This is a genomic window from Flavobacterium sp. SM15 (assembly GCF_022012335.1).
GTDB lineage: Bacteria > Bacteroidota > Bacteroidia > Flavobacteriales > Flavobacteriaceae > Flavobacterium.
The window spans coordinates 238,096-251,707 of sequence record NZ_JAKLTO010000003.1; the positions used below are offsets into that span (position 1 = coordinate 238,096).

General features: G+C 37.8%; 11 protein-coding genes. 1 reads left to right on the forward strand and 10 read right to left on the reverse strand.

Features of this window, described 5'->3' with window-relative positions; translation table 11 throughout:
* Positions 1-4 precede the first annotated feature (4 nt).
* The 9 genes from LZZ90_RS06725 to argS all read right to left on the reverse strand — a co-directional run bounded on the left by LZZ90_RS06725 (position 5) and on the right by argS (position 10,143).
* Complete coding sequence (locus tag LZZ90_RS06725; RefSeq protein ID WP_237789922.1) at positions 5-496, reverse strand: GNAT family N-acetyltransferase; 492 nt, start codon at positions 494-496, stop codon at positions 5-7.
* The gene (locus LZZ90_RS06730) at positions 497-1,381 is read right to left on the reverse strand and encodes a bifunctional 5,10-methylenetetrahydrofolate dehydrogenase/5,10-methenyltetrahydrofolate cyclohydrolase (protein ID WP_237789923.1); all 885 of its coding nucleotides are present in this window, start codon (positions 1,379-1,381) and stop codon (positions 497-499) included.
* Positions 1,382-1,444: 63 nt separating this feature from the next.
* Positions 1,445-2,785 carry a signal recognition particle protein gene (ffh, locus tag LZZ90_RS06735; RefSeq protein ID WP_237789924.1) on the reverse strand — a complete coding sequence of 447 codons (1,341 nt, stop codon included), beginning with the start codon at positions 2,783-2,785 and terminating at the stop codon, positions 1,445-1,447.
* Positions 2,786-2,904: 119 nt separating this feature from the next.
* Complete coding sequence (locus LZZ90_RS06740; RefSeq protein ID WP_237789925.1) at positions 2,905-3,369, reverse strand: hypothetical protein; 465 nt, start codon at positions 3,367-3,369, stop codon at positions 2,905-2,907.
* A gap of 102 nt (positions 3,370-3,471) precedes the next feature.
* The gene (locus LZZ90_RS06745) at positions 3,472-3,666 is read right to left on the reverse strand and encodes a hypothetical protein (protein WP_237789926.1); all 195 of its coding nucleotides are present in this window, start codon (positions 3,664-3,666) and stop codon (positions 3,472-3,474) included.
* An 80-nt stretch (positions 3,667-3,746) separates the two neighbouring features.
* Positions 3,747-5,432, reverse strand: a complete 1,686-nt coding sequence (locus tag LZZ90_RS06750) for an MBOAT family protein (protein WP_237789927.1) — start codon at positions 5,430-5,432, stop codon at positions 3,747-3,749.
* 1 nt (position 5,433) lies between these two features.
* Positions 5,434-6,855 carry a GDSL-type esterase/lipase family protein gene (locus LZZ90_RS06755; protein ID WP_237789928.1) on the reverse strand — a complete coding sequence of 474 codons (1,422 nt, stop codon included), beginning with the start codon at positions 6,853-6,855 and terminating at the stop codon, positions 5,434-5,436.
* A complete protein-coding gene (locus LZZ90_RS06760) occupies positions 6,845-8,296 on the reverse strand; it encodes a hypothetical protein (RefSeq protein ID WP_237789929.1) in 1,452 nt (483 codons plus the stop codon). Before LZZ90_RS06760 ends, LZZ90_RS06755 begins: the two co-directional genes overlap by 11 nt.
* Before the next feature lie 71 nt (positions 8,297-8,367).
* Positions 8,368-10,143, reverse strand: coding sequence for an arginine--tRNA ligase (argS, locus tag LZZ90_RS06765; protein ID WP_237789930.1), 1,776 nt, complete (start codon positions 10,141-10,143; stop codon positions 8,368-8,370).
* Positions 10,144-10,345: 202 nt separating this feature from the next.
* Here argS and LZZ90_RS06770 point away from each other — a divergent pair, with 202 nt between their 5' ends.
* Positions 10,346-12,850 (forward strand): outer membrane beta-barrel family protein, encoded by a 2,505-nt coding sequence (locus LZZ90_RS06770; protein ID WP_237789931.1) that lies wholly within the window; start codon positions 10,346-10,348, stop codon positions 12,848-12,850.
* Positions 12,851-12,926: 76 nt separating this feature from the next.
* Here LZZ90_RS06770 and LZZ90_RS06775 read toward each other — a convergent pair whose 3' ends face one another.
* The gene (locus LZZ90_RS06775; protein WP_237789932.1) at positions 12,927-13,589 is read right to left on the reverse strand and encodes a sterol desaturase family protein; all 663 of its coding nucleotides are present in this window, start codon (positions 13,587-13,589) and stop codon (positions 12,927-12,929) included.
* Positions 13,590-13,612: the final 23 nt, after the last annotated feature.

Sequence of the window (13,612 nt, forward strand, 5' to 3'; positions counted from 1 at the left end):
TCTTTTATAGTTTTTTTTCCATTACATAATCTTCCATCAGATACCCCTGACCGATATCGATATCTTCCTCATGAACAATTTCAAAACCTAAATGTTTATAAAACTCTTGGGCAATGTTATAACGGTTTACATTTAAAAAAAGATGTGAGTTCCCTGCTTTTTTGGCCGCTTGAACAACCTGTTCAAAAAGTTGCTTCCCGACTCCTTTTCCCTGAGTTTGCGGTAAAACGTAAATTTTATGAAGCTTTGTTTTTCCCGAATCTTTACAGTTCAGTTCGTAGGAAGCAAAACCTAAAAAGATGCCGGATTCTTCAGCCAACAAAAAAACATGGCCGCTTTCCATTTGCTGTTCTAAAGAAGAAATAGCATAAAAATTCTCAAGCATATAATCCAGCTGTGTTTCTGAAAGAATTGCCCCATAGGCATCCGGCCAGATTTTATAAGCCAAATCCTTTACAATGCTTAACTGAGATTTATTTGCTTGAATGATTTTCATTTATTTTTTAGCTTTTCTGTTTTCTCTGGCAAGTAAGGTATTTTTTAACAACATCGCAATAGTCATTGGCCCAACACCACCAGGAACCGGAGTAATGTGTGATGCTTTCTTTGACACATTATCGAAATCAACATCTCCGGTAATTACATAACCTTTAGGATTTGTCTCATCCGCAACGCGCGTGATTCCTACGTCGATAATTACCACATCGTCTTTAACCATTTCCGCTTTTAAGTAATTCGGAACTCCTAAAGCAGTAATGATAATATCTGCCTGAGAAGTGATTTGCGTTATGTTTTTAGTATGACTGTGCGTTAAAGTAACAGTTGAGTTTCCAGGAAATCCTTTACGTCCCATTAAGATACTCATCGGACGTCCCACAATATGACTACGACCAATAACCACCGTATGCTTACCTTTAGTTTCAACATTGTAACGCTCCAATAATTCTAAAATACCAAATGGGGTAGCCGGAATAAAAGTACTCATATCCAGAGCCATTTTTCCGAAATTTTCAGGATGGAAACCGTCTACGTCTTTACTAGGACAAATCGCCATTAAAACCTCTTGCGTATCAATCTGATCGGGTAATGGCAACTGAACGATGAATCCGTCGATGTCATCATTTTCGTTTAGTTCCTTAATCTTTTTAAGCAATTCGGTTTCGGAAGTAGTACTTGGCATTTTAATAAGGGTTGATTCAAAACCAACGCGCTCACAAGCTTTTACTTTACTCCCGACATACGTTAAACTCGCTCCGTCATTACCAACAATGATTGCAGCCAAATGAGGCACTTTTTCACCATTGTCTTTCATACGTTGCACTTCGGCAGCAATTTCATTCTTAATATCTTCCGATACTTTTTTTCCGTCTAGTAGTTGCATTCTTTTGTTATTGTTTGTGTTGTTTTATAAAAAAAGAAGACGCGAACAGTCGCGTCTTTATACTTATGGTCTCATTCCTTTCATTCCGCCCATCATGCGCATCAGGTTTTTTCCGCCTGCACCCTGCATCATTTTCATCATCTTGCTCATTTGGTCGAATTGCTTCAACAACTGATTCACTTGCTGGATGTTAGTTCCGGAACCTTTGGCGATTCTGGTTTTACGTTTAGCATCTAAAATCGATGGTTTACTTCGTTCAGCCGGGGTCATCGAGTGGATGATTGCCTCGATATGCTTAAACGCATCGTCTTCAATCTCAACATCTTTCAATGCCTTTCCAGCCCCCGGAATCATTCCCACCAAATCCTTCATGTTACCCATTTTCTTAACCTGTTGGATTTGCGTTAAGAAATCGTCGAACCCGAATTCATTCTTGGCAATTTTCTTTTGTAGTTTACGCGCTTCCTCTTCATCATATTGCTCCTGCGCTCTTTCTACTAAGGAAACAACGTCTCCCATTCCCAGAATTCGGTCGGCCATACGGTTTGGATAGAAAACGTCAATTGCTTCCATCTTTTCACCGGTACCGATGAATTTAATCGGTTTATTTACTACGGATTTAATCGAAATTGCAGCTCCACCTCGGGTATCACCGTCTAATTTCGTTAAAACTACTCCGTCAAAATCCAATCTGTCGTTGAACGCTTTTGCCGTGTTAACAGCATCCTGTCCCGTCATGGAATCCACTACAAACAAAGTTTCCTGTGGTTGGATCGCTTTGTGCACGTTTGCGATTTCCGTCATCATCTCCTCATCTACCGCCAAACGACCGGCTGTATCGACAACAACTACATTGAATCCATTCGCTTTGGCATGTTTAATAGCATTTTCAGCGATGGAAACCGCATTTTTATTTTCTGGTTCCGAATAAACTTCAACCCCGATTTGTTCTCCAACTACATGTAACTGATTGATCGCTGCGGGACGGTAAATATCACAGGCAACCAAAAGCGGTTTTTTTCCTTTTTTGGTTTTAAGGAAATTTGCCAATTTACCCGAAAACGTCGTTTTACCCGAGCCTTGCAAACCAGACATTAAAATAATCGATGGATTCCCGGAAAGGTTTACTCCTGCAACATCTCCACCCATCAATTCGGTTAATTCGTCTTTAACGATTTTCACCATTAATTGTCCCGGTTGTAACGTAGTTAATACGTCCTGCCCAATTGCTTTTTCTTTCACACGAGTGGTAAAGTCTTTGGCAATTTTAAAGTTAACATCGGCATCCAATAAGGCGCGGCGTACTTCTTTTAAGGTGTCGGCAACGTTTACTTCGGTAATTTTTCCGTGACCTTTTAATATATGGAAGGCTTTGTCGAGTTTATCGCTTAAATTATCAAACATGATAGTTTTTCTTTAATGAGGTGCAAAGATAATATAAAGTCGCAAAGGTTCAAAGTTGCAGAGCGGCAAAGTTTTATAATATCAATAATAAAAAAACCAGCCCGAAGACTGGTTATAATTTAATTCTTTTCGAAAGTTAAAAGATCGGTTCCCCCTCCGCCTCCACTAACATCCATTAGACGAATTTTAGCATCGGTGCGTTCTGAAACATGCCAATCATCGGTAAGATCCGTAAAATCTACCGGTGTTGTGAACTGGATATTGAAATGAACATCATCCGGATTATCGTCATTACTGTTACTGTCGGTAACCGACCAAATTCCAGTATAAGTATTTGTACCATTGGTAGCTGTTAAAACCCCGCCTGAAGCGAAAGTGAAATTGTAGCCTGCAAAGTGATTAGTCTCATCGGTTCCTGAATCGTTAAAAAGGGTAACCTTCCAAGTTCCTGAAGTAACCGTTGAGTTTATTGCAGCAATTAATTGACTGTTATTGTTAGTCATTACCGTGTCATCATTATCATCACAACCTATTGCAAATACCAACAGAATCGCCAATATCAAAAAATTAAATACTCTTTTCATACTTGTCTGATTTTATCCCTTAAAGTTAAGGCATTTTTTGTAGCACTCAAAATAAAAAAACGCCTCACAATGGAGACGCTTTTATTCTTACAAAGATTGTAATTATGCTTTTTTATGAGCGCAACAAGCTTTTTTCTCACCAGTTGCACAAGCTTTTTTCTCTTCTTTAGAGCAAGCTTCTTTTTTTGTTGTAGTAGTTTCTTTTTTAGCTGGTGTTGCAGTTTTTTTCTCCTGAGCAGTTACATTCATTGACAATGTAAATAAAGCTACTGCTACGATTGCCGTCATTTTTTTCATAATGATATAATTTAAATAGGTTTTTATTAATCTTGAAGCCAAATATATAAATTTTGTTTAATCGAAAACCAAAAAAATAGTTAAAACTGAAAATAGATAAACGGCTGCGGACCTGCTGATGCCATCGCGTACACCAACCAATACACCAAGCCTAAAACAATTGCTTTTCCTATAATTGGCAAAGCTTTGAATACCGACTGCATAGCTTCAACCAGTTTCTCAGGAAGGAAATGCCAAATAAATCCAATTGCCATTAAAAGAAAAACGTTTTTATAACCTTCGGCAATTATCATCCATTGCTGTAAATCGAATGTTACTTTCCCGATGTTATTGATAACCTGAACCGCGGTATCAAAATCTTTCGCTCGGAAGAAAATCCAGCAGAATGCTACAAAATGAAACGTTGCTATTACGGATAAAACCTTCCAAACACCTCCTAAAAATGTAGGTTTGCTCTCTTTTTGGGAAGGAAAGAATTCCATGAATATTTTATGTACCGCCAAAGCCAGACCGTGTAAGGCTCCCCAAATAATGAAACGTAAACTTGCACCATGCCATAATCCTCCTAATAACATTGTGGTCATTAGATTTACGTTGGTAAACATTGTGCGTTCTTTTTCCTTTGACAGTAAAAAAGTTAATGAGAAAATTACTGTTGCTGACACCGCTATAATCAATGGAATGTTACTGGTAGGTGCATATGTAATTCCCCAAACAATTAATCCAAAGAAGAACAAGGCCGGGAACAGGAAACCTGCAAAAGTTCCGTTACGGTTCCCTCCTACTGAAATGTATAAAAAGTCTTTCAACCAAGTCGATAAGGAAATGTGCCATCTTCTCCAAAATTCTGTAATAGATGCGGATTGATAAGGTGTTCTAAAGTTTGTCGGTAATTTAAAACCAAGCAATAATGCCACTCCAATCGCCATATCGGAATAACCTGAAAAGTCACAGTAAATCTGAATCGCATACCCATAGGAAGCCATTAAGTTTTCAAAAGCCGTATAACTTGAAGGCGCATCAAAAACACGATCCACGAAGTTAATCGAGATATAATCGGAAACAACTGTTTTCTTGATCAATCCGCCAATAATCAAAAGGAAAGCACGGTTAATATCGTCTTTGGTTACATTTAACTTCTGATAAATCTGAGGAAGGAAATCTTTGGCACGAACAATCGGCCCGGCTACCAACTGCGGAAAGAACGAAACGAAGAACAAGTAATCAATGTAATTTTTCGTCGGTTCGATTTCTTTTCTGTAAATCTCAATGATATAACTGATAGACTGGAACGTATAAAACGAAATCCCGACAGGCAAAATAATTTTCTGAAACTCAAAATGTCCTCCTGAAATCGAATTATACGTATCGATAGCGAAATTCGTGTATTTGAAATATCCCAAGAAACCAAGATTTAAAACCACACTGAACGCCAAACACAACTTTTTGTTCAACACACTTTGCGTGCGGTGTACCAGATTTCCTAAATTGTAATCTACAACAGACGAACCCAATAACAGCAAAAAGAAAATCCCGCTCGATTTGTAATAGAAAAACAGCGAGAACAAAATCACGTACACCAAACGAGGGTAAAACGTGTTTTTCAGGGCAATATAAAAACTATAGAAAACCAGAAACAAACCTAGAAACAAGGCAGTATTAAACAAAATCGGTTCTTTAGGGTTGAACACAAACCAGTTTTTAACCGTTTCGGCGGTAATATCGGTAAACAATGAGGCTATATTTTGGGTAAACCAATCCTGCATATTAATTCTTCTTCGTTACTTTAAAATTTTCGTAGGCGTTTATAAGGGCTTGGCTGAAAAGCTGTCCTTGCTTTTCATAACCGGATTTGGTGTAATGCACTTTATCTGAAGACATTAAACCCTGTCTGTAATTTCGATTTACTCCATACATTCCACCCATAATGGCGAACAAATCCCAAGAAGCATGATTTACAACCGTTGCTTGCGCATTAATATCTCTTGCATAAGCATCCGCAAAACGGTTCAGCGAACGGCGGTACAATAAAGAGGGTGGCGTCGACATTACCAAAACTTCCACATTCGGATTTTTGACTTTGATGTTGGCAATCAATGTATTGAGCTGGGACATATAATCTACGGAAGGCATTTTGTCAAACGTTTCGTTGGTTCCTAAGGAAACGATAATCAAATCAGCTTGTAAGGCTGGAATTTGTTCGAAAAACAATGGATATTTATTGTAATCAGAAGCTTTAGCTCCGTTTACCCCGATTGCACTATAGGTGATTCCCGGTTCATTTTTTTCAAAAACCAATCCGTTTAATGCAAAATTTGATGCTGCTTTATTGGGAATCAAGTAGATTTTATCCATCAACGTTTCCGAGTAAAACGAATGCGCATTTACTTCATCCGTTAGTGAAAGTGGAATAAATTCTGAACGTTTCACACTGCGTTTTTGCATTTCACTAGTTGGAATCTTCAAGGTTTTCCCTGCTCGGATTTTATCGGATTTCATTGCGTTGTAACGCTTTAATTCTGCAACAGAAATACCGTATTTATCTGCAATAATGGAAATTGCTTCCCCGTTTTTGATTTTATGAACGATTTTCTTTGGCACATTCGACTCGAGCGTAATTACTTTCTTGGCTGTTGCCACCTCAAACATGTTCTGATTTTGTGGTGAAACGATTTTCAACGTATTAAACTGATAAGCATTGTCTTTTACGTTGATTTCCACCGCAAAATCTTTGGCTCTTGTAGTTAAGGAAATTCCGCTTAAACCGATGGGACTTCCATTTTTTTCTTTGGTAAGACGATGGTTGTTCCACGATTCATTGGAAGAATAGCGAATGAAATAATTCCCGTTGGTTCTAGCCAGATTGTGCGGAAACGAAAATCCTAAACCACCATTTCCGAATTTCTCCTGAAGGTTTTTACGTATTACTCCTGTAAAAAAATCGGCCTGAATATGAGAATCTCCAATATGAACCACACGCACTTTTCCAGATTTTGTGGTTTCAAGCAAATATAATTTTTCAAAGAATTTATCAAGAGCCTTTGTGTTGTAAATCGCATTTTCTCCGTAACTCACTTTTTCTTCCATCCCCAAAGTATCCACTTCCACCGAAGTAGAATCTACCACTTGAGCAGAAAGCGATACTGAAAATAGTATTCCTAAAAAGGTTATGAAGAATTTATTCTGCATGAACACTGTCTTTTTTAACCGTTACCGAATCCTTCTTAACAACAGGTTTTGCAACTTTTCGATTGGCGCGTAACTTTTTAAATTGCTCATAACCTCCATAAATCTGATTATAGATTAAAGACGAAATGCGTTTGGCTCCTCTGAAATTAAAATGCGTATAATCTTTATTCGCCGAGGCCGGAGCATCTTCCACCCATTTTACCATCGATCCGTCACCACCCATCAAAGTGTATAAATTAACGTAAGCCGCTTCCGATTGTACGGCGTATTTTTTCTGTGCTAAAGTTAATGGGACAACCGCAGAATCCGTTTTCATTTCCAAATCGTATTTTGTAGATTTATCTGCAGTGGAAATAACCAGAATCGCCACACCCGGAAAACATTCCTTCAAATGGTTCACTACGCGCTTCATACGTTTTTCGTACCAAGAATAGTTTAACGAGCCGTAATTCAAAACGTTGGTTCCGTAGTGAAGTACAATCAAATCGTAACCCAATTTGTCCTGAAACTGACGCATCACTTCAGTATTAAAAGTCGAAATCGGCAAACCTGAATTTCCTCTGTTGGAGAAATTATCCACATGAACGCCTTTTCCATCGTCGAAATTGAATCCGTAAATTGGAATGGAATCCGCTTTTACGAAATCAACCTTAAGGCTTTTAGAAGTGTTCCCAATTACTAGCGTGTTCACTAATTTGTTTGGTGACAGCTTTTTATAAATTGTATCAGCACCCACTTTTAGGGCAATCTTACCCGATTTATTGGTTGATTTTCCATAGAAAAGCGTCGGATTGTACAATTCCGTTAGATTTTTAAGCTTACTTGCTTGATATTTAACCCATTCTACATGAGCCGTATCATTGGCAAAAAACACGTGCCCGTTCACACCGAAAGGACTACGCGGTTTTTTTACATTAAGATAGGATTGCGTTTTCCAGTTGGTTGAAAATTCGTGTTTGATAGAATTTCTTGAAGCGGCAGATTCTGAAGTAATATTGACAAAACCAACCCCTTGACCACCAAACTGGTTTTGAAAATTGGTTCTGAAATCCTGAACGATCATATCCCCATCAGTCATGGAATCTCCAAAGTAAGCAATACGAACATTTCCCTGATGCGTGGTTTCCAACTGATACAATTTCTCGTAAAACTGAACCAAATGCTGAAATCCTTTATAATCACTGAAGGTTTCATCGGGAAAAGTAATTCCATCCACCGCAGTAAAAGTAATAGGTTGATTGGAAAGCGTATCGCCTTCTTCCGCAGCATTTTCTTCTTCAATTGCTTCCAACAACAAACTATCAATCACCACATTTTTGGAATTGGTGGTGTTTTCCGAGAAAATTTTCTTTGGCAAAAACGATTTAAAGCCGATAAACGCCACAATGGAAATGGCAAAAATGGCTAACGATTGAACAAAATATGATTTATGTTGATTCACTTTAAAATTATGAGTTATGAGTTACGAATTACAAGTCATTTTTCAACTCATAATCCGGAACTTATAATTACTTACATTCGATCAGGAACATTGATTCCCAATAAGCCGAACGCTGATTTGATTACTTCCCCTACTTTTTGAGACAATTGAGCACGGAACACTTTCTTTTCCTGATCTTCTTCGCCTAAAATTGGAACAGCTTGGTAAAACGAATTGTATTCACGCACTAAATCATAAATATAATTTGCTATTAAAGCCGGACTGTGATTCTTAGCAGCATCTTGAATTTCAGCAGGAAACAGCTCCACTAATTTTATTAGCTCTTTTTCTTTTTCATGCAATTCCACCTGAACGGTTTGGCTTAAATCGAAATCGGCTCTTCTTAAAATTGATTGGATTCTCGCATAAGTATATTGAATGAAAGGCCCTGTGTTTCCAGCAAAATCAACGGATTCTTCCGGATTGAACATCATGTTTTTCTTTGGATCGACTTTCAGCATGAAATATTTCAACGCACCTAAACCGATTATTTTATACAATTCCGCTTTTTCAGCATCAGAATAACCGTCTAATTTCCCTAATTCTTCGGAAATGGATTGTGCAGTCGCCGTCATTTCTTCCATTAAATCATCGGCATCAACCACAGTTCCTTCTCGGGATTTCATTTTACCAGAAGGCAATTCCACCATTCCGTAAGACAAGTGATACAAATCCTCCGCCCATTCAAAACCAAGTTTTTTCAGGATCAGAAACAATACTTTAAAGTGGTAATCCTGCTCGTTTCCTACGGTGTACACCATTCCACCAACATCCGGATTGTCTTTTACACGTTGAATAGCTGTTCCGATATCTTGCGTCATATAAACCGCAGTACCGTCCGAGCGCAATACAATTTTACGATCCAATCCTTCAGCAGTAAGATCAATCCAAACCGAACCGTCCGGATCTTTTTCAAAAATCCCTTTCTCCAAACCAAACTGCACGACTTCTTTCCCTAATAAATAAGTATTGCTCTCATAATAATAGGAATCAAAATTTACACCAAGGTTTTTATAGGTTTCACCGAATCCGTCATACACCCATTGGTTCATGGTTTTCCAAAGTTCGATCACTTCAGGTTTACCAGCTTCCCAATCCAAAAGCATTTGTTGTGCTTCCAAAATGACTGGCGCTTGTTTTTTAGCTTCGTCTTCTGTTTTACCCTGTGCAATTAACTCGCTTATTTCCGCTTTGTATGCTTTATCAAACTCTACATAATATTTCCCAACCAGTTTATCACCTTTTAGTCCTGAAGTTGCCGGTGTTTCTCCGTTACCAAACTTTTGCCAGGCCAGCATCGATTTACAGATGTGGATTCCTCTATCGTTAATGATTTGGGTTTTGTACACTTTCTTACCCGATGCTTTTAAGATTTCCGCAACTGAGTACCCTAACAGATTGTTTCTAATGTGCCCTAAGTGCAAAGGCTTATTGGTATTTGGCGACGAATATTCCACTAAAACCGCTTTATCCCCTTCTTTTGGCAATACAAAACCGAATTTCTCTTGAGATTTGATTCCATTGAAAAAATTCAGGTAGTACGAATCAGAAATTACGATGTTTAAAAATCCGGAAACTACGTTAAAACGACTCACTTCAGCAACATTCTGAACCAAATAATCGCCTATTTTATTTCCTAGTTCTACCGGATTGCTCTTCACCAATTTCAAAAGCGGGAAAATCACCACGGTAATATCTCCTTCAAATTCCCGACGGGTAGCCTGAAATTCCACTTTATCGAGTGCAACATCAAATAAATCCTGAACTGCTTTCTGGATTTTTTCCGTAAGAATTTGTTGAAGTGTCATATATTCTGTTTTTAAGGGTGCAAAGATACTAATTAACTGGCAAGCAACAAGATTTTCCGTTTTAAAAAAACATAGTTATTTATAATCATTTTAAATTCATAAAAAAACAAACGAGGTGTGTAACAAAACCCTTCGCTTTGAGTCATACAGACATTGAATATCTAAACACGCAACATCAATCAAATCAAACCAATTTTACACAATGAAACTTAAACTTTTTATCGTCTGCTTATTGAGCTCTTTAAGTTCAATTTATGCTCAGGCGCCAATGACTGCTTCTGGAAATACCGGCAGCGTTTCAGGAAAAATTATCGACAAAACCACTAAAGAGCCTATCGGATACGCATCTGTATCGATCAAAGAAGGTGACAAAGTGGTTACCGGTGCCGTGTCACAAGACAATGGAAATTTTGACATTAAAAATCTTGAACTAAAAAGCTACACACTTGAAGTTCAATTTATAGGTTACAAAAAACTAATCCGCTCCATTACCTTGAGCGCTGCAGACAAATCTTTAAACTTGGGAAGCATCGCTATCGAATCGGAAGCCACTCAACTTGAAGGTGTTAATGTAGTGGCAGAACGCTCGAACATTGTTCAGAAAATAGACCGAAAAGTTGTAAACGTTGGTAAAGATTTAATTGCCTCCGGAACAACTGCATCTGAAATTTTAAACAACGTTCCAACGGTAAGCATCGACCCACAAACCAAAGAAATCAGTTTAAGAGGAAACAGTAATGTGCGAATTTTAATTGACGGAAAACCATCTAACGTAGATGCTGCTCAATTGTTACAACAAATCCCTTCTTCTTCTATTAAACAAGTGGAGTTAATCACTAATCCTTCAGCAAAATACAACCCAGAAGGAATGAGCGGGATCATCAACATTATTTTACACAAAAACGCAAATACCGGTTTTAACGGTTCAATCAACACCGGAGTTACTTTTGGTAAAACTCCAAAAACCAACTCTGCCTTAAACCTGAATTACAAAGTTGGAAAAGTAAATTTCTACGCAAACTACGGTTTAAACCACGGAATAAACGCAAACCACGGTTATGTTAACAGTTCGAATCCAACGCAGGAAAACTTACAGGACTTTGAATTCCGCAACCTAAGTAATTCCCACCTTCTTAAATTAGGAATGGATTACTACATCAATGAAAAAAATACGCTATCGGTTTACACCAACCAAAACTTAACACATACGGACGGTTTCGGGAAAACCATTGTAAACTATTTCAGTCCTGCAAACAATGACAATAATCAGTTTTACAGCAACGAGAATGAAAACAAAAATCAAACCTATGATTTAGATTTCAAACACGATTTCGATAAAAAAGGAGAAAATCTTGAGGTACAGTTAAACTATTCCAAAACTAAAAACAACGAAGACACAAAATACAACAATTCAACTGTAGAAGATGATGGCGATTTGTTTAAAGATTCTACTTCAAGAAACTATATTGACGGAGTAACCGATTACATTCAAATGAACATCGATTATGTTAACCCGATTACTAAAAGAACTAAGTTGGAATTAGGTGCTGAGACCAGAATCCAAAACACACAAAGTGATTTTAGTGCTACTGAAAAAGGACGAGAATATGCAACTCCTTACGACTTTAGCAGCGATATAAACTACGATTTCAAATTTAGCAGAGACATTAGTGCGGTTTATACCAATTTCGGTACGGAATGGAACAGCAAATGGAGCTCTCAAATCGGGATGCGTTTCGAATACTATAACATTGATGCAGATTTTAACCGACACACTACCGAATACAAATCAAACAATGTTATTCCTACAACAACCTCAAACGATTTACAAAAAGTAAGTGACAACATTTTTACAGTATATCCGTCAGCTTTTGTAACTTATACTATGAGTGAAAAAAATTCATTCAACTTCAACTATTCAAGACGTGTGGACCGTCCAAGCATAGGACAAATCAGCCCGATTAGAGAATGGACAACACCTTTAATGGAATCAAAAGGAAACCCTGCTTTGGAGCCACAATTCACCAATTCCTTCGAAGTGAATTACACCCGTAACACTAAAATGGGAACCTTCACAACCGGTGTTTTCTACCGAAGAATTCACGACGAAATTTCACGCGTAGTTTACAATGACCCGAACAACTCCAACCGTAAAATTTTATCGTTCGACAACTTTAAAGACAACAATGCCTACGGAATTGAAGCTTCTGCCAATTTAAAATTCACAAAATGGTGGGCTACAAATTTAAGTTCGGATGCTTATTTCAAAACCGTTAGAGGAACTGTTCAAAACGCGACTTCAGGTATTTTTGAAAATGCACAAGTTGACGTTACAACCTTTAATGCAAGAATGAACAACACTTTCACGGCTACTAAAAACCTGCGTTTCCAACTATTCGGTATGTACCGTGGTCGCGATTTAAGCTTACAGTTTGAAAGAAAACACATGTACAAAGCGGATATTGGGGCTACCTACAACGTTTTCAAAGGAAAAGGAACAGTAACTGCACGTTTCAATGACGTATTTGACAACATGCGTTTTGCTTTCGATGGTAACATCCCTTACAGACAGTACGGAGCATTTTACTGGGAAAACCAAACGTTTTACATTGGATTCAACTACAACTTCGGTGGTGGAAAAAACAGAGCAATGCAGCGCAAACAACGTGATGCCAACGAAACTCAAGGCGGCGGCGGAATGTTCTAAAAACAGAGTTTTATTTTTCGATTTTATATTTAACCAAAAAACCTCGGAGCTTTAACCACTTCGAGGTTTTTTACTTTTATTCATCAAACTTTAGATTCTTGGCTTTTTCGGGATCTTCTTTGTGTTTTCGTAAATCGAAAGTGGTCCCGAAAACTTTATCCCAAAACGTATTGCTTACCCCAAAACCTAAATGTTCGTTTCTGTAATGATGCATCTGATGGTTGCGCCATAAAGGTTTCATAAATTCAAAAGGCGGTTCAAAAGCGTGAATAGCATAATGCATCGAAGCATATAAAAGATAGCCTAACATAAAGCCAGGAAAAAAAGCCCAATTGTAGTCCCACAAAATCAAATAATGCAACCCGAATAAGGTAGTCGACAGAATAATACTCGGCAATGGCGGCATAAAAAGACGATCGCGGTCTCTTGGATATTCATGATGATTTCCGTGCATCACATAAGCCACTTTCTGCACGCGAATGTTTTCACTTACCCAATGAAAAATATAGCGATGGGCAAGGTATTCGAAAAAAGTCCAGTATGCTATTCCTCCAAAAAAAAGCAAAAGCGCAGTCATTACTGGAATCTGATAAACAATAAGGGCTCTGTAAATTAGATAAGTCAAAATCGGAATATACATACTCCAGATCAAAAGTGGATTTCCTTTGGTCAGCATTTCCAAGTATTTATTCTCAAATAATTGCGCCTGACCTTCGTTGTAAACTACTTTTCGTGCCATACTTCTTTTAATTAGAGATTAAT